We start from the raw sequence: 17325 nt of genomic DNA, 5'->3' as shown, positions 1-17325 counted from the left end.
TTCAGGCGGACGAAGGAGAAAAAGAATGCCGCGCTTTTCAGCCAATCTCTCGATGCTCTTCGGCGAGCACGAGTTCCTGGATAGATTCGATGCCGCCGCCCGCGCTGGCTTCAAGGGCGTGGAATATATCGGCCCCTATGACCATGCCCCGGATATCGTCGCGGCGCGGCTGAAGAAGAACGGCCTGACGCAGGTTCTGTTCAACCTGCCGGCCGGCGACTGGGCGAAGGGCGAGCGCGGCATCGCCGTGCTGCCCGACCGCGTGCCGGAATTCCGCCAGGGCGTCGCCAAGGCGATCACCTACGCCCATGCGCTGGGCTGCGAGCAGATCAACTGTCTCGCCGGCATCGCGCCGCAGGGCGCGGATCGCACGGTGCTGGAGAACGTCTTTGCCGAAAACCTCGCCTTCGCGGCCGAGAAGCTGGAGCAGGCCGGCATCCGGCTGCTGATCGAGCCGATCAACACCCGCGACATCGCCGGCTTCTTCCTGAACTATTCCGACCAGGCGCTGGCACTGATCGACCGCATCGGCTCGAAGAACCTGTTCCTGCAGTACGACATCTATCACATGCAGATCATGGAGGGGGATCTCGCCCGTACCATCGAGGCCAACCTCGGCCGCATCGCGCATATCCAGCTTGCGGACAATCCCGGCCGTCACGAGCCGGGGACGGGCGAGATCAGCTACCCCTTCCTCTACGACCATATCGACCGGCTCGGCTATTCCGGCTGGATCGGCGCCGAATACAAGCCGAAGGCCGGCACGGAGGCCGGGCTCGGCTGGTTCCGCGAATTCGCCGGGCAAGGCAGCGCGGCGGCTTAAGAGCACGGCGACGAAACTGCTGATCTCGCCCCTCGTGGGGGAGATGGCCGGCAGGCCAGAGGGGGGCGCGAAGAAACGCGACCTCGACAATTACGACGGAGAACAACATGGAAACCATCGGCTTCATCGGCCTCGGCATAATGGGCGCGCCGATGGCGGGCCATCTTCTCGATGCCGGCCATCCGGTCGTCGCCAGCGACCATCGCTCCAAGCCGCCCGCCGACCTCCTCGCCAGGGGCCTAAAGACCGTTTCCGGCCACAACGCGGTGGCGAAGGCCGCCGACATCATCATCACCATGGTTCCGGACACGCCGCAGGTAGCCGACGTGCTGTTCGGCGAGAACGGCGTCGCCTCCGGCTTGACCAAGGGCAAGCTCGTCATCGACATGAGCTCGATCTCGCCGATCGCCACCAAGGAATTCGCCAAGAAGATCAACGATCTCGGCTGCGACTATCTCGACGCGCCGGTGTCGGGCGGCGAGGTCGGCGCCAAGGCGGCGTCGCTCACCATCATGGTCGGAGGTGAGGAGAAGTCGTTCGAACGCGCCAAGCCGGTGTTCGAGAAAATGGGCAAGAACATCACGCTGGTCGGACCGAACGGCGTCGGCCAGACCACCAAGGTCGCCAACCAGATCGTCGTCGCGCTGACCATCGAAGCCGTCGGCGAAGCGCTGGTCTTCGCCTCGAAGGCCGGCGCCGATCCGGCCAAGGTCAGGCAGGCGCTGATGGGCGGGCTCGCCGCCTCGCGCATCCTCGAAGTGCATGGCGAGCGCATGATCAAGCGCAGCTTCGCGCCCGGCTTCCGCATCGAGCTGCACCAGAAGGACCTCAGCCTCGCGCTGGAAGGGGCGAAGGCGCTCGGCGTGTCATTGCCCAACACCTCGACCACGCAGCAGCTCTTCAATTCCTGCGCCGCCAATGGCGGCGCCAAAGAGGATCACTCCGCGCTGGTCAGGGCGCTGGAGCGGATGGCGGGACATGAAGTGGGTGAATAGTGAATAGTGAATGGGGGCGCGTCCTAACCATTCACCATTCACCATTCACCGTTCACCTTTTCGCTAGGAATTTCCTCGCCGCATAAAGGCTCACCGCCGCCGCGTTCGATACGTTCAGCGAGTGGATGGCGCCGGGCATGTCGAGGCGGGCGAGCGTTGTCACCGTCTCGCGGGTTTTCTGGCGCAGGCCCTTGCCTTCCGCGCCCAGCACCAGCGCGATTTTCTCACCGTCGAAGGTCTTTTCGAGCTCGGCCGGCCCTTCGGAATCGAGCCCGATGGTCTGGAAACCGGCCTCGTGCAGCTGTCCCAGCGCATCGGCGAGGTTCTTCACCTCGATCTGGTCGATATGCTCGAGCGCGCCGGAGGCGGATTTGGCCAGCACGCCAGATTCCTGCGGGCTGTGGCGGGCAGTGGTGATCAGCGCGCCGGCGCCGAAGGCGACGGCGGAGCGCAGGATCGCGCCGACATTGTGCGGGTCGGTCACCTGGTCGAGCACCAGCACTAGCGTTGTGTCGCCAAGCGCGTCGAGACGCTTCGGCTTGAGCGGCTCAGCCTCAATCAGCACGCCCTGATGCACGGCGTCCGATCCGGTGATCCTGTCGATGTCCTTCGGCTCGACAAGCTCGGCCTTGAAGGGCAGGGCGGCAAGATCGCCGATCGAAAGCCGCTCGGCGGCGTTGCGCGTCACCAGCATCGTCCTGATCTTGCGGCGCGGATTGTCGAGCGCGGCCCGCACCGTATGCAGGCCGTAAAGCCGCACCAGCCCGTCGGCGGCAGCCTCGCCTGGCGGCACCGGCTGGCGAGGCCGGAATGCCGGCGCCCCGCCCGCCTTCTGGTCGCGATGCGCGCGCCTCAGCTTGGCGTAGTGGGTGTCCTTGCGCGTGCCGGATTTGTTGCTTTTATCGTCGCTCATGGCGGCCTCTATAGCCGTCCCGTCCGGCTAAGGATATGGGCTGGCCAAATGAATGCCGAACATCCTCGAAAAACCCTGGCCGCGCCGGTTGACACCCACCGGCCTTGCCGCCATAAGGCGCTTCGCTGATTTCGGAGAAGATCTTACTCGGGCTCTGGATCGGCGGAAATGCCTCGTTGCATGGCTCCGGCGGCAGACTGGAGAGGTGCCCGAGTGGTTAAAGGGGACGGACTGTAAATCCGTTGGCTTAGCCTACGTTGGTTCGAATCCAACCCTCTCCACCACTGCCGGCCCGGATGCCCTGAAACGAAAAGTCTCGGACCGAAAATGCGTGGCGCTTTTCCGGTGAATCCGGTACCTCAGTGCAAGGCGCGGGTATAGCTCAGTGGTAGAGCAGCAGCCTTCCAAGCTGAATATGCGGGTTCGATTCCCGCTACCCGCTCCAGATTTCTTCTTCGCTCCAAAGAAAACGCCGCGCCGTGGCGCGCAGCGTTTCCATTACATCCAGCCCGCTTAGCTGTTAAAGGCCGAGGCAACCTGATGGTTCTGCGGCACCTGGCCGTTCGGCGTCAGCTTGTCGACAATGCCAGGCAGCGCCGTGGAGAGCTGCTGCAGCAATTCCTGCTCGTTCATGCCGGTGCGTTGCGCGATCTCGCGGATCACCGCTGGGCCGAGCGCCGAGCCGAGATCGCCCGGGTTGATCGACTGGTTCTGGCCGGTGCCGACCCAGGAGTCGGCGACGTTGCCGTGGCCTGCATTCTTCAGCCTGTCGAGCAGTCCGCCAAGGCCGCCGAGCAGGCCGCCATCGGCGGACGTGTCGGTTCCCGCCGGCGTCGGCGTCGGCGCTTGCGGCGCGGCCGCCTCTTCGCTTCTGCCGCTCAGCATCTTGCCGACCAAAAGCGCGCCGAGCGCGATCATCAGGGGTTTGGTGATATTGCCGCCCGGAACGGCATTGTCGAAAAGGCCCATCGTGGATCTCCTTGTCCAGCCAAGTCCGCCCGGCCCCAGAATGGCGCAAACGGGCGGAATTTCAAGCTGTCTTGAGCTTTTGACAATCATATGACCATGATGGCGCGGCAGGGGAATTTGGAGGGAATAATGGGCATTATCAGCTGGATCATTCTGGGCATCGTTGCCGGCTTCATCGGCAGCAAGATCGTCAACAAGACCGGTCAGGGCATGATCATGGATATTGTGCTCGGCATTGTCGGCGCCATTGTCGGCGGCGTCATCTTCAGCGCCTTCGGCGCGTCGGGCGTCACCGGCCTTAACATCTGGAGCCTGATCGTGGCCGTCATCGGCTCGGTCGTCGTGCTCTGGGCCTATCACCAGTTTTCCGGCAAGCGCACGCTGTAGAAGGCCAGGGAGCGGCCCAGTAGGCTGCTGGAGGTCGACCCGGTCGGGTCGACCCAGGCTGGATGCGCGCCGTCAGGCGACCATGGCCAGCCGGCGTTTTCTTTCGTCGAGCGAGACGATGGCGAGACCGCTGGCCATCACCAGCAGGATGCCGCAGACCGCGAGCGCATTGGGGAATTGCCCGAACACCAGCAGGCCCGAGATCACCGCCCAGACGGTGAAGCAGTAATAGAAGGGCGCGACCGCGCTTGTCGGCCCGACCCGGTATGCCATGAAGATGAAGAAATGGCCGAAAATCAGGAACAGGCCCGCTCCGGCGATCAGGAGCAGATGATGTCCTTCGGGCATTACCCATTGTTCGGAGACAAGGTGCGCCGCGCCTGAGCCGGCTAGCACCACCACGACCGCGGAGATGGCGACGATCATGCCCGGCACCTCAGCGCCTACCTTACGGCCAGCTATATCGCGCACCGCCGCGAAGGCGGCGTTGCCGAGCGCCAGCAGCGCATAGACCGAAATGCCCTGCATGGTCGGCTGCGCCACCACGAGCGCCCCGACAAAGCCAAGGCCGATCAGCGCCATGCGCGTGGCGCCGATCTTTTCGCCGAACAGCATCGAGGAGCCGACCAGCACGATGAGCGGCGTGACTTGCCCGAGCGCGGTGGAATCCGCGATCTGCATGTTGGCTAAAGCCACGACGTAACACAGGATCGCCAGCAGCTCGAACAGGTTGCGGCGCAGCACCTTGCGCTCGAAGAGCAGCGGGATCTGCCTGGCATAACCCAGCATCAGAAGCAGCGGCACGCCCCACAGCGTGGCGGCAGCACCCCGCAACAGGAGAACTTCATAAGGCGGCAATCCGACGGTGGCGAGCTTCATCATCGTGTCGTTGACGAGGTAGGACCCCGTCGAGACGATCATGAACAGCGGGCCGCGGATATTGGATGGAATGAACTGCATCCGGCGAACAAGATCAGAGCGGCGTCGCGGCGACAATGGGCCAGCCCGGAGCCTTTGATTTTACACGCTGCAGCCCTATATCCGCGCCATATCCCACCGAAATCGACCATTGGTTCGGGTCGAGCAAGAATCCGCTCAGCCACAAGGTACTTGTGTTTTAAAGCCGTTGTCGCTAATCGCCCCGCATTCGACTGAACTGAAGGTCAAGGCCGTCCAAGGAAAGAGACTATGGCAAAAGGTAAATTCGAGCGCACCAAGCCGCATGTGAACATTGGCACGATCGGTCACGTCGATCATGGCAAGACGTCGCTGACGGCGGCGATCACGAAGTATTTTGGCGAATACAAGCGCTATGACCAGATTGACGCGGCACCCGAAGAGAAGGCGCGCGGCATCACGATCTCGACGGCGCATGTCGAGTATGAGACGGCCAACCGTCACTATGCCCATGTCGACTGCCCCGGCCACGCCGACTATGTGAAGAACATGATCACGGGTGCGGCGCAGATGGACGGCGCGATCCTGGTGGTTTCGGCTGCCGACGGCCCGATGCCGCAGACCCGCGAGCACATCCTGCTTGCCCGCCAGGTCGGCGTTCCCTCGATCGTGGTGTTCCTGAACAAGGTCGACCAGGTCGACGACGCCGAGCTGCTGGAGCTGGTCGAGCTCGAGGTTCGCGAGCTTCTGTCGAAGAACGAGTTCCCCGGCGACGACATTCCGATCGTCAAGGGTTCGGCGCTGGCTGCGTTGGAAGATTCCAACAAGACCATCGGCGAGGACGCCATCCGCGAGCTGATGGCGCAGGTCGACGCCTATATCCCGACGCCGGTTCGTCCGCTGGACAAGCCGTTCCTGATGCCGATCGAGGACGTGTTCTCGATCTCCGGCCGCGGCACGGTTGTGACCGGCCGCGTCGAGCGCGGCGTGGTCAAGGTCGGCGAGGAGCTGGAGATCGTCGGCATCCGTCCGACCACCAAGACGACCTGCACGGGCGTTGAGATGTTCCGCAAGCTGCTCGACCAGGGCCAGGCCGGCGACAACATCGGCGCGCTGCTGCGCGGCGTCGACCGTGAAGGTGTGGAGCGCGGCCAGGTTCTGGCCAAGCCCGGCACGGTCAAGCCGCACAAGAAGTTCGTCGCCGAAGCCTACATCCTGACCAAGGACGAGGGCGGCCGTCACACGCCGTTCTTCACCAACTATCGTCCGCAGTTCTACTTCCGCACGACGGACGTGACGGGCATCGTGACGCTGCCGGCCGGCACCGAGATGGTGATGCCCGGCGACAACATCACCGTCGACGTCGAGCTGATCGTGCCGATCGCGATGGAAGAGAAGCTGCGCTTCGCCATCCGTGAAGGCGGCCGCACCGTCGGTGCCGGCATCGTCGTCACCATCAAAGAGTAATCGATCCGGCTTTTGCCGGTTCGACAAGGAAAGGGCGGTCTTCGGGCCGCCCTTTTCGTCTGGAAAGCTGTGCTGCCAAGCTCTTTTCAATTCTGTTGCAACCACCGGCGCCGCAACTAGTATGGGTTGCACCGAGGGGCTTGCCAGACGTGGTTGCCACATTCCGTTCAAAGACCATGCGGTGTCGCCGCGGGCTGCTTCGGCTGGGATTGGCCGCCGTCTTGGGGCTGGCCGCCTTCGGCGCCGCCGCAAAGGAAGAGCCGCCGGACTACGGTCCGACGATGCGCTTCGTCGTGGTGCGCAGCAGCGCGCCGGGCTGCGAGCCGAACTGCCCGGAATGGATTTCGGCCGAAGGAACGATCGACGCAGGCACGCCGCTGCTGCTGAAACGCCTGCTGAAGACTCTCGGCGGAAGGCCGCTGCCGATCATCGTCAATTCTCCCGGCGGCAACGTCGATGCCGCGCTTCAGCTTGGCCGCATGGTTCGTAAGAACAAGCTCGATATCGCGGTCGGCATAACGGAATTCTCCGGTTGCTCGCCGGGGACGAAAAATTGCCGGGACAATGACGGCACGGGCCGGCCCTATCCCGGCGTCGCTTATGACAGCGGCGCGATGTGCAATTCGGCCTGTCCGCTGATGTTTGCCGGCGGCATCCACCGCGTAGTCGGCGAATGGGCCTATCTCGGCGTCCATCAGATCACCACCACCTACCGGCGCGAAAAACTGCTCTACCGCACCACCTATCGGGTCGTGAACGGCAAGAAGAAGATCATCGGCACCAGGATCGTCAGCCGCAAGAACGCCGGCAGCTACAAGACCTACGAGATGAGCAAGGCGATCGAGAAGCGGCTGTCGGCCTATTTGAAGGAGATGGGTGTCGAGCAGGATGTGCTGGGCGTGATGAAGGCCACACCTGCCAGCGACATCAGGCAGATCGAGCCCGATGACATGCTGGAGATGAAGCTCGTGACCAGCCTCGATTCGCTCGACCTGCTGACCGAGAGAACCATTTGCCAGCGCCATCCCGCGCCGGCGAATTGTCGCGAGATTCCCGCGAACGGCGCGCCCGTCGCGGTCGCGGCAGTAGGGACCGGACCTTCTTATACAGCGCCGGTTCCCGCGCCGGCGCCGCAAGCCCACGAACTGCAGATGCGTTTCGTTCTTGTTCGCGGCAGCAACCCGCTCTGCAATCCCGATTGTCCGGAATGGATTTCGGCGGAAGGCACGATCGCCGCAGATACGGCCGCCAAGCTGCGCCAACTGCTCGATACGATCCGTGAGCGCCGGTTGCCGGTCGTAATCAACTCGCCGGGTGGAGATGTGCAGGCTGCGCTTGCCGCGGGCAGGCTGATCCGCGAGCGCGGCTTGGATGTTGCGGTGGCCCGAACGGATTTTCTCGACTGCGATCCGGGCACGGCGGCGTGCGTCGCGGCCGACGATCTCCATGCCGGGCTCACCATCGATGTCGGCGCCGAATGCGACGCCGCCTGCGCGGTGATGGTCGCCGGCGGCGTCCGGCGCCTGGTTGGCGCCGGTGCCCACTTCCTCGTGCATTCCATGGGCATGGAAGACAAGGTCAGGGCCTATCTCGACGAGATGGCGGTCGGCTCGGGCTTTTTCGCCGCCATGCAGTCGGCCGAATATGCGAAGCACAGGGAACTCAGCAGGGACGAACTGAAGACATTCGGGCTGACGACCGGGCCGCAATCGGTAGACGCGCTGACGGGCGCCACCATTTGCAGATCCCCATCCAGGCCGGACAATTGCCGGGTTCTTCCGTCCGCCGATGCCGAGGCGAAGGCGCCGGCGAAGCTCTAGCTCGCGCCCTGGCCATCGAGGCAGGTTGAGCGGGGCAGGGCGCTGCCGCTATCTTGTTGTATGCACAGGGAGGAGCGGCGATGGGCGAGGACATCCCGACTTTGTACGAATGGGCCGGCGGCAGCGAGGCGCTGAACCGGCTGACCCGGACCTTTTACGACAAGGTGGCGGCGGATCCGGTCGTCGGACCGGTGTTCAGGATGATGTCGCCGGATCACCCGGCGCATGTCGCCGCCTTCATCGGCGAGGTTTTCGGCGGCCCGAAGACCTACAGCGAGAAGCATGGCGGCCATCGCGAGATGGTGATGCATCATCTCGGCAAGCATCTGACCGAGGAGCAGCGCCGCCGCTGGATCAATCTCCTTGCCGACGCGGCGGATGAGGTCGGCCTGCCCGACGACCCCGAGTTCCGCTCGGCCTTCATGGGCTATGTCGAATGGGGATCGCGGCTGGCGAAGATGAACTCGAATCTTGGCGAGACCTGCGATCCCGAGACCGAGCCGATGCCCGCCTGGGGCTGGGGCGTGCCGGGCGGGCCTTACAAGCCGCCGGCCGGGAAGTCGTAGGCGCGGGCGTTGTCTGGCGAGCGCGATCGGTCGCCGGCGGTATGGAATCCAGATTTCCGGCAAAGGTTTTAAAACCACTGCTGAGTGCTCTTTACAGAGCGCACGGAAGCTTTTAGGAAGCGCCTGCGCCGAACAAGCGCATGCACGGGCATAGCTCAGTTGGTAGAGCGGCGGTCTCCAAAACCGCAGGTCGTAGGTTCGAGCCCTGCTGCCCGTGCCATTTTCCCAAAGTGGCCGATCGAAGCTCCGGCGTTGAAAATCGGCGGGTGGCTTGCCATATAGCGAGAATTGGGGCATAAGCCCCGTATAGCCGGGACGGGACGACTGGATGGTTCCGAGGCGGCGTTAGGACATAAAGCGGACCCTTGCCACTTGCGTGGATTAAGAATCGGTTTTATGTAGACAAGACAGACACGCGACGCGTGGAGCTGGGAAGCCGGCTTTACGCGTCTGATTTGCGTGGGTGAAATAGCGGCGCTGATTCGCGCCGCATGAAGCCCAGGCGGCACGTCCCGGTCAGCGGGATCATCCAGGAGGCCCGGCCAACGGGTCTCGAAAACAGGCGGCGCATGGCTTCGAAAACCACTAATCCCTTCACCTTTCTCCAGCAGGTTCGCGCGGAGACGGCCAAGGTGACATGGCCTTCGCGGCGCGAAACCATGATCTCGACCGTGATGGTCCTGATATTCGCGGTGATCGCGATGCTGTTCTTCTTCGCTGCCGATATTCTGATGGGCTATGCGATCGAGTGGATCCTGGGTCTCGGGCATTAATTCGGCGGATTACGGAGAGGTCGTGAAATGACTGCGCGGTGGTATATCGTCCACGCCTATTCGAACTTCGAGAAGAAGGTCGCCGAGGACATCGAGAACAAGGCCAAGCAGAAGGGCTTGTCCGGGGACATTGAGCAGATCGTGGTCCCGACCGAAAAGGTCGTCGAGATCCGTCGCGGCCGCAAGGTCGATGCCGAGCGCAAGTTCTTCCCGGGCTATGTGCTTTTGAAGGCCAATCTGACCGACGCCGTGTTCTCGCTGGTCAAGAACACGCCGAAGGTCACCGGCTTTCTGGGCGACTCCAAGCCCGTGCCGATCACCGAGACGGAGGCGCAGCGCATCCTGAACCAGGTCCAGGAAGGCGTCGAGCGGCCGAAGCCCTCGGTCACCTTCGAGATCGGCGAGGCGATCCGCGTTTCGGATGGTCCTTTCGCGTCGTTCAACGGCGTCGTCCAGGAAGTGGACGAGGAGCGGGCCCGCCTCAAGGTGGAAGTTTCGATCTTCGGGCGCGCCGTGCCCGTCGATCTGGAGTTCGGGCAGGTCGAAAAGGGCTGATCCGTAAAGCTGCGCCGCAAGGCGCGGGGATCCGCGCCGAAAGGCGTCGGGAGGCGGCGTGAACAGACGCCGCATGAACGGGTGGGAGGCGAAGGCGGCATAGCCGGCCGTCGGAACCGCACCACCAGACTGCAACCGCCGGCGTTTCCCCGGCATGAGAAAAGGCAGGAATAGAGATGGCTAAGAAAGTTGCAGGCCAGCTCAAGCTCCAGGTTGCCGCGGGCTCGGCTACGCCGTCGCCCCCGATCGGCCCGGCGCTTGGTCAGCGCGGCATCAACATCATGGAATTCTGCAAGGCGTTCAACGCGCAGACCCAGGAGCTCGAGAAGGGATCGCCGATCCCGGTCGTCATCACCTACTACCAGGACAAGTCGTTCACCTTCGTCATGAAGACGCCGCCGGTGAGCTACTTCCTGAAGAAGGCCGCCAACCTGAAGTCGGGCTCCAAGGAGCCGGGCAAGGTCAAGGCCGGCACGATCAGCCGCGACAAGGTGCGCGCGATCGCCGAGCAGAAGATGAAGGACCTGAACGCAAACGACGTCGAGGCGGCCATGCGCATGGTCGAGGGTTCCGCCCGCTCGATGGGCCTGGAAGTGGTGGGCTAAGATCATGGCAAAGATTGCAAAGCGTGTTGCCAAGAGCCGTGAAGGCATCGATCCGAACAAGGCTTATGCCCTGTCCGAGGCGCTGCAGATGCTCAAGGACCGGTCCAAGGTGAAGTTCGACGAGACCGTCGAGATCTCGATGAACCTCGGCGTCGATCCGCGCCATGCCGACCAGATGGTCCGCGGCGTGGTCAACTTGCCGAACGGCACCGGCCGCTCGGTGCGCGTCGCGGTGTTTGCCCGTGGCGACAAGGCCGAGGAAGCCAAGGCCGCCGGCGCCGATATCGTCGGCGCCGAGGACCTTGTCGACATCGTCCAGAAGGGCACGATCGATTTCGATCGCTGCATCGCCACGCCGGACATGATGCCGCTGGTCGGTCGCCTGGGTAAGGTTCTCGGTCCGCGCGGCATGATGCCGAACCCGAAGGTCGGCACTGTGACCACCGATGTGGCCGCGGCCGTCAAGGCTTCGAAGGGCGGCGCCGTCGAGTTTCGCGTCGAGAAGGCCGGCATCGTCCAGGCCGGCGTCGGCAAGGTCTCGTTCGACGTCAAGGCGCTGGAAGAAAATGTCCGCGCCTTCGCCGACGCGGTGACCAAGGCCAAGCCCGCGGGCGCCAAGGGCAACTACGTCAAGAAGGTGTCGGTCACCTCGACGATGGGCCCCGGCCTCAAGCTCGACATCGCGACGCTCGCCGCGTCGTAAGTGTCGGCCGATCGGGTAAGGCCGATCGCTAGGGCATGATCCCGAAAAGCGGGAGCATGCTCCAGCAAGAAAGAATTCCGGACCGCCGATCCGTCGGCGGCCCGGTACCCCGGAAGCCGAAAGGTTTCCGGATATCCTGTCCGAGATTGCAGGCGGCCCAAAAGCCTTAATTCAACTGGGCCTGCATGAGACGGGTGAAGACCCGACAAAGGAGCCAAGCTCCAATGAAAGGTTCGAACCGTGTTTGCCTTTTGTCTGCGCACTATCCGGCGTGCCGGCTGGTGTGGCGAAAGGGGGCAGGATCCTCGAGCGTCGTTCGGGAGATCCGTTACTGGATGGCCCGGCCGGCAAAAGGCAACCGACGCCTGACCTCGTCAATGGGGCAGGGGTCAACTGGAGATAGGCAGTGGACAGAGCGGAAAAACGCGAACTCGTCACGGGCCTGAATGATGCGTTTTCAAGCGCTGGTTCAGTCGTCGTGGCCCACTACGCCGGTATCACCGTCGCGCAAATGAACGACCTTCGGTCGAAGATGCGCGCCGCCGGTGGCACCGTCAAAGTCGCGAAGAACCGTCTCGCCAAGATCGCTCTTCAGGGCACGGACTCCGCATCGATCATCGATCTGTTCAAGGGACAGACGCTGGTCGCTTATTCGGAGGATCCGATTGCGGCGCCGAAGGTCGCGTCCGATTTCGCCAAGGGGAATGACAAGTTGATCATTCTCGGTGGCGCGATGGGCACGACCTCGCTCGACGCCGACGGTGTGAAGGCACTCGCCACGCTACCGTCGCTCGACGAGCTGCGCGCCAGGCTGGTTGGCATGATCGCCACGCCGGCTACCCGGATCGCCCAGATCGTCAATGCGCCCGCGGCTTCGGTCGCGCGTGTCATCGGCGCTTACGCCCGGAAGGACGAGGCGGCATGAGGCCGTTCCTCGCTGTCAACAACACACGTTCGAACCTAGTGAAGGAATACAAAAATGGCTGATCTCGCAAAGATCGTAGACGACCTTTCGAAGCTGACCGTCCTCGAGGCGGCCGAGCTGTCGAAGCTCCTGGAAGAGAAGTGGGGCGTTTCGGCCGCCGCTCCGGTAGCGGTTGCCGCTGCCGGCGGCGCTGCCGCTGCCGCTGCTCCGGTTGAAGAGAAGACGGAATTCGACGTCGTTCTCGCCGATGCCGGCGCCCAGAAGATCAACGTCATCAAGGAAGTCCGCGCCATCACCGGCCTTGGCCTCAAGGAAGCCAAGGACCTGGTCGAAGCGGCTCCGAAGCCGGTCAAGGAAGCCGTTTCCAAGGCCGACGCCGACAAGTTCAAGGCTCAGCTGGAAGCAGCTGGCGCCAAGGTCGAGCTGAAGTAAGCCTGTTAGGCGAGGGCGGACGGTCTCGCGCCGTCCGCCCCCTCCCTTGACGAAGGGAGGGTTCTGTCACGCGAGGCGTTTGAAAACCTCTTTCCTGAGGGCCGAAAAGCGGCTTTCCGGAAACGGGTTTTCTCCCGTTTTAGCCGGAAGCCGCCAAGCGATTGGCCCAAGAAATTGGCAGGGGCGGCCGGAAAAACAGATAGGGGCAGCCGCCGAGGCAGCCCGTTGGTGCAAGGCGAGCCGCGGCGAGGTTCGTCCCGAGTTTATAGCTAAGGAGCGACGATGGCCCAGACCCAGACTTTCAATGGCCGCAGACGCGTACGCAAGTTCTTCGGAAAGATCCCGGAAGTTGCGGAGATGCCGAACCTCATCGAGGTCCAGAAGGCATCCTATGACCAGTTCCTGATGGTGGACGAGCCCAAGGGCGGCCGTCCGGACGAAGGACTGCAGGCCGTTTTCAAGTCGGTCTTCCCGATCTCCGACTTTTCCGGCTCCTCGATGCTGGAGTTCGTGAAATACGAGTTCGAGGCACCGAAATTCGACGTTGACGAGTGCCGTCAGCGCGACCTGACCTATGCGGCGCCGCTGAAGGTGACGCTGCGCCTCATCGTGTTCGATATCGACGAGGATACCGGCGCCAAGTCGATCAAGGACATCAAGGAGCAGGACGTCTACATGGGCGACATGCCGCTCATGACGTCGAACGGCACCTTCATCGTCAACGGCACCGAGCGCGTCATCGTCTCGCAGATGCACCGTTCGCCGGGCGTCTTCTTCGACCATGACAAGGGCAAGTCGCACTCGTCGGGCAAGCTTCTGTTTGCCGCGCGCGTCATTCCCTATCGCGGTTCGTGGCTCGACATCGAGTTCGACTCCAAGGACGTCGTGCACGCCCGCATCGACCGCCGCCGCAAGATTCCGGTGACGTCGCTGCTGATGGCGCTCGGCATGGACGGCGAGGAGATCCTGTCGACCTTCTACAACAAGATCACCTATAAGCGCGCCGGCGACCACTGGCGCATTCCGTTCAACGTCGAGCGTTTCCGCGGCCTCAAGGCTGTCGGCGACCTGGTCGACGCCGACACCGGCGAGATCGTGGTCGAGCAAGGCAAGAAGATCACCGCCCGCCAGGCTCGCCAGCTCGGCGAGAAGGGTCTTAAGGCCATCAAGGCGACTGACGAGGATCTGCTCGGCAACTACCTTGCCGAGGACATCGTCAACTACGGCACCGGCGAGATCTTCCTCGAAGCCGGCGACGAGATCGACGACAAGACGCTGAAAGTGCTGCTCGGCACCGGCGATGACGAGATCCAGATCCTGGACATCGACCACGTCAATGTCGGCGCCTACATCCGCAACACGCTCAACGTCGACAAGAACGAGAGCCGCCAGGACGCGCTGTTCGACATCTACCGTGTCATGCGCCCGGGCGAGCCGCCGACGCTCGAGACCGCCGAAGCCATGTTCAACTCGCTGTTCTTCGACAGCGAGCGCTACGACCTGTCGGCCGTCGGCCGCGTCAAGATGAACATGCGCCTCGAGCTCAAGGCCGAGGACACCGTGCGCGTGCTGCGCAAGGACGATATCCTGGCCGTGGTCAAGACGCTGGTCGAGCTGCGTGACGGCAAGGGCGAGATCGACGACATCGACAATCTCGGCAACCGCCGCGTGCGTTCGGTCGGCGAGTTGATGGAGAACCAGTACCGCGTCGGCCTGCTGCGCATGGAGCGCGCGATCAAGGAACGCATGTCCTCGATCGAGATCGACACGGTCATGCCGCAGGACCTGATCAACGCCAAGCCGGCGGCCGCCGCCGTGCGCGAGTTCTTCGGTTCCTCGCAGCTGTCGCAGTTCATGGACCAGACCAACCCGCTGTCGGAGATCACCCACAAGCGTCGCCTGTCGGCGCTTGGACCGGGCGGTCTGACCCGCGAGCGCGCCGGCTTCGAGGTGCGCGACGTGCATCCGACGCATTACGGCCGCATCTGTCCGATCGAGACGCCGGAAGGCCCGAATATCGGTCTGATCAACTCTTTGGCCACTTTCGCGCGCGTCAACAAATACGGCTTCATCGAGAGCCCGTACCGCAAGATCGTCAATGGCAAGCTGACCAATGACGTCGTTTATCTGTCGGCGATGGAAGAGGCCAAGCACCATGTCGCGCAGGCCAACGCCGAGCTCGACAAGAACGGCAGCTTCGTCGACGAGTTCGTCATTTGCCGTAATGCCGGCGAAGTGATGATGGCGCCGCGCGAGAACGTCGACCTGATGGACGTCTCGCCGAAGCAGATGGTGTCCGTCGCGGCGGCGCTCATCCCGTTCCTCGAGAACGACGACGCCAACCGCGCGCTGATGGGCTCGAACATGCAGCGTCAGGCCGTGCCGTTGGTGCGCGCCGAAGCGCCGTTCGTCGGCACCGGCATGGAGCCGGTCGTCGCCCGCGACTCGGGCGCTGCCATCGGCGCCCGCCGCGGCGGCGTGGTCGACCAGGTGGACGCCACCCGTATCGTCATCCGCGCCACGGAAGATCTCGATCCCGGCAAGTCCGGCGTCGATATCTACCGGCTGATGAAGTTCCAGCGTTCGAACCAGAACACCTGCATCAACCAGCGTCCGCTGGTGCGCATGGGCGACCGCGTCAACAAGGGCGACATCATTGCCGACGGTCCGTCGACCGAGCTCGGCGATCTGGCGCTCGGCCGCAACGTGCTGGTCGCGTTCATGCCGTGGAACGGCTACAACTACGAGGACTCGATCCTGCTCTCCGAGCGCATCGTGGCTGACGACGTCTTCACCTCGATCCACATCGAGGAGTTCGAGGTCATGGCGCGCGACACCAAGCTCGGGCCGGAGGAAATCACGCGTGACATTCCGAACGTTTCGGAAGAGGCGCTGAAGAACCTCGACGAGGCCGGCATCGTCTATATCGGTGCTGAAGTGCAGCCGGGCGACATCCTGGTCGGCAAGATCACGCCGAAGGGCGAGAGCCCGATGACGCCGGAAGAAAAGCTCCTGCGCGCCATCTTCGGCGAAAAGGCCTCGGACGTTCGCGACACCTCCATGCGCATGCCTCCGGGCACCTTCGGCACGGTCGTCGAAGTGCGCGTCTTCAACCGCCACGGCGTGGAGAAGGACGAGCGCGCGATGGCGATCGAGCGCGAGGAGATCGAGCGTCTGGCCAAGGACCGCGACGACGAACAGGCGATCCTGGATCGCAACGTCTATGCGCGTCTTTCCGACGTGCTGGTCGGCAAGGAGGCGATCGCCGGACCGAAGGGCTTCAAGAAGGGCTCGAAGCTGTCGAAGGACACGCTCGACGAGTATCCGCGTTCGCAGTGGTGGCAGTTCGCCGTGGAGAACGAGAAGCTCCAGGGCGAGCTCGAGGCTCTGCGCGGCCAGTACGACGAGTCCAAGAAGGCGCTCGAGCAGCGCTTCATGGACAAGGTCGAGAAGGTGCAGCGCGGCGACGAAATGCCTCCGGGCGTCATGAAGATGGTCAAGGTCTTCGTGGCCGTGAAGCGCAAGATGCAGCCGGGCGACAAGATGGCCGGCCGTCACGGCAACAAGGGTGTCGTGTCGCGCATCGTTCCGGTCGAGGACATGCCTTTCCTCGAGGACGGCACGCATGCCGATATCGTGCTCAACCCGCTGGGTGTGCCGAGCCGCATGAATGTCGGCCAGATCCTGGAAACGCATCTGGGCTGGGCCTGCGCCGGCATGGGCAGGAAGATCGGCGAGCTGATCGACGCGTACAAGGGTGGCGGCGACATCAAGCCGCTGCGCAAGACGCTGGAAAGCTTCATGCCGGCCAATGACCGCAACGAGCCGATCCGCGAGTATGACGACGAGAGCATCGTTCGCCTGAGCGAGCAGATGCGCCGCGGCGTTTCGATCGCGACACCGGTGTTCGACGGTGCGCATGAGGCCGACATCAACACCATGCTGGAGCAGGCTGGCCTGCACACCAGCGGTCAGTCGCAGCTCTATGACGGCCGCACCGGCGAGCCGTTCGATCGCAAGGTGACGATGGGCTATATCTATATGCTCAAGCTGCATCACCTGGTGGACGACAAGATCCACGCGCGTTCGATCGGTCCGTACTCGCTCGTCACCCAGCAGCCGCTGGGCGGCAAGGCGCAGTTCGGCGGCCAGCGCTTCGGCGAGATGGAGGTCTGGGCGCTCGAAGCCTACGGCGCGGCCTACACGCTGCAGGAAATGCTGACGGTGAAGTCGGACGACGTCGCCGGCCGCACCAAGGTCTACGAGGCGATCGTGCGCGGCGACGACACGTTCGAGGCGGGTATCCCCGAGAGCTTCAACGTTCTCGTCAAGGAAATGCGCTCGCTCGGCCTCAATGTGGAGCTGGAGAACACCCAGGTCGAAGAGACCCCGACGCGTCTGCCCGACGCGGCCGAGTAAGGCACTGGCGCGCGCCGCGTTCCAAGCGCGGCGCGCCCTGAGCATGATCCCGAGAAGCGGTCACCGGTTTTCGGCC

General features: G+C 63.4%; 16 protein-coding genes and 3 tRNA genes. 16 read left to right on the top strand and 3 right to left on the bottom strand.

The window, feature by feature from the left end; translation table 11 throughout:
• Positions 1-25 precede the first annotated feature (25 nt).
• Together otnI and FJ419_RS23750 are read left to right on the top strand one after the other, a co-directional pair.
• Positions 26-823 (top strand): 2-oxo-tetronate isomerase, encoded by a 798-nt coding sequence (otnI, locus tag FJ419_RS23755; RefSeq protein WP_140698748.1) that lies wholly within the window; start codon positions 26-28, stop codon positions 821-823.
• Positions 824-930: 107 nt separating this feature from the next.
• Complete coding sequence (locus FJ419_RS23750; RefSeq protein ID WP_140698744.1) at positions 931-1818, top strand: 2-hydroxy-3-oxopropionate reductase; 888 nt, start codon at positions 931-933, stop codon at positions 1816-1818.
• Positions 1819-1870: 52 nt separating this feature from the next.
• Here the strand turns inward: FJ419_RS23750 and FJ419_RS23745 are convergent, their stop codons facing one another.
• Positions 1871-2731 carry an RNA methyltransferase gene (locus FJ419_RS23745; protein WP_140698733.1) on the bottom strand — a complete coding sequence of 287 codons (861 nt, stop codon included), beginning with the start codon at positions 2729-2731 and terminating at the stop codon, positions 1871-1873.
• 199 nt (positions 2732-2930) lie between these two features.
• Between FJ419_RS23745 and FJ419_RS23740 the strand changes: the two genes are divergently transcribed.
• Positions 2931-3015: transfer RNA gene (locus tag FJ419_RS23740), tRNA-Tyr, on the top strand.
• Between the two features lie 87 nt (positions 3016-3102).
• Positions 3103-3176, top strand: a tRNA-Gly gene (locus FJ419_RS23735).
• Positions 3177-3244: 68 nt separating this feature from the next.
• Here FJ419_RS23735 and FJ419_RS23730 read toward each other — a convergent pair.
• Positions 3245-3700 (bottom strand): YidB family protein, encoded by a 456-nt coding sequence (locus FJ419_RS23730; RefSeq protein WP_140698730.1) that lies wholly within the window; start codon positions 3698-3700, stop codon positions 3245-3247.
• 129 nt (positions 3701-3829) lie between these two features.
• On the opposite strand from FJ419_RS23730, the gene FJ419_RS23725 reads away from it, so the two are divergent.
• The gene (locus FJ419_RS23725) at positions 3830-4087 is read left to right on the top strand and encodes a GlsB/YeaQ/YmgE family stress response membrane protein (RefSeq protein WP_140636804.1); all 258 of its coding nucleotides are present in this window, start codon (positions 3830-3832) and stop codon (positions 4085-4087) included.
• A gap of 72 nt (positions 4088-4159) precedes the next feature.
• Here the strand turns inward: FJ419_RS23725 and FJ419_RS23720 are convergent, their stop codons facing one another.
• Positions 4160-5047 carry a DMT family transporter gene (locus tag FJ419_RS23720; RefSeq protein ID WP_140698727.1) on the bottom strand — a complete coding sequence of 296 codons (888 nt, stop codon included), beginning with the start codon at positions 5045-5047 and terminating at the stop codon, positions 4160-4162.
• A 228-nt stretch (positions 5048-5275) separates the two neighbouring features.
• Between FJ419_RS23720 and tuf the strand changes: the two genes are divergently transcribed.
• The 11 genes from tuf (at position 5276) to rpoB (ending at position 17249) form a co-directional block, all read left to right on the top strand.
• Positions 5276-6451 carry an elongation factor Tu gene (gene tuf, locus FJ419_RS23715; RefSeq protein WP_095765516.1) on the top strand — a complete coding sequence of 392 codons (1176 nt, stop codon included), beginning with the start codon at positions 5276-5278 and terminating at the stop codon, positions 6449-6451.
• A gap of 281 nt (positions 6452-6732) precedes the next feature.
• Positions 6733-8271 carry a hypothetical protein gene (locus FJ419_RS23710; RefSeq protein WP_140698921.1) on the top strand — a complete coding sequence of 513 codons (1539 nt, stop codon included), beginning with the start codon at positions 6733-6735 and terminating at the stop codon, positions 8269-8271.
• An 80-nt stretch (positions 8272-8351) separates the two neighbouring features.
• Positions 8352-8837 (top strand): group II truncated hemoglobin, encoded by a 486-nt coding sequence (locus FJ419_RS23705; protein WP_140698724.1) that lies wholly within the window; start codon positions 8352-8354, stop codon positions 8835-8837.
• 144 nt (positions 8838-8981) lie between these two features.
• Positions 8982-9057, top strand: a tRNA-Trp gene (locus tag FJ419_RS23700).
• Between the two features lie 349 nt (positions 9058-9406).
• Positions 9407-9610 carry a preprotein translocase subunit SecE gene (secE, locus tag FJ419_RS23695; RefSeq protein ID WP_095765634.1) on the top strand — a complete coding sequence of 68 codons (204 nt, stop codon included), beginning with the start codon at positions 9407-9409 and terminating at the stop codon, positions 9608-9610.
• A 27-nt stretch (positions 9611-9637) separates the two neighbouring features.
• On the top strand, positions 9638-10165 hold the full coding sequence (gene nusG, locus FJ419_RS23690) for a transcription termination/antitermination protein NusG (protein WP_140545994.1): 528 nt from the start codon (positions 9638-9640) through the stop codon (positions 10163-10165).
• 176 nt (positions 10166-10341) lie between these two features.
• On the top strand, positions 10342-10770 hold the full coding sequence (gene rplK, locus FJ419_RS23685; protein WP_095765524.1) for a 50S ribosomal protein L11: 429 nt from the start codon (positions 10342-10344) through the stop codon (positions 10768-10770).
• A 4-nt stretch (positions 10771-10774) separates the two neighbouring features.
• A complete protein-coding gene (gene rplA, locus FJ419_RS23680) occupies positions 10775-11473 on the top strand; it encodes a 50S ribosomal protein L1 (RefSeq protein WP_140698721.1) in 699 nt (232 codons plus the stop codon).
• Between the two features lie 406 nt (positions 11474-11879).
• Complete coding sequence (gene rplJ / locus FJ419_RS23675) at positions 11880-12398, top strand: 50S ribosomal protein L10 (protein WP_140545996.1); 519 nt, start codon at positions 11880-11882, stop codon at positions 12396-12398.
• 54 nt (positions 12399-12452) lie between these two features.
• Positions 12453-12830 carry a 50S ribosomal protein L7/L12 gene (gene rplL, locus FJ419_RS23670; protein ID WP_027170378.1) on the top strand — a complete coding sequence of 126 codons (378 nt, stop codon included), beginning with the start codon at positions 12453-12455 and terminating at the stop codon, positions 12828-12830.
• Positions 12831-13112: 282 nt separating this feature from the next.
• Complete coding sequence (gene rpoB / locus FJ419_RS23665) at positions 13113-17249, top strand: DNA-directed RNA polymerase subunit beta (protein WP_140545997.1); 4137 nt, start codon at positions 13113-13115, stop codon at positions 17247-17249.
• The last annotated feature ends 76 nt before the right edge of the window (positions 17250-17325 follow it).

The organism is Mesorhizobium sp. B2-6-2 (genome assembly GCF_006440615.1).
GTDB lineage: Bacteria > Pseudomonadota > Alphaproteobacteria > Rhizobiales > Rhizobiaceae > Mesorhizobium.
Note: the sequence above shows the minus strand (reverse complement) of the source record. Positions and strands in the feature narration are given on the sequence as shown.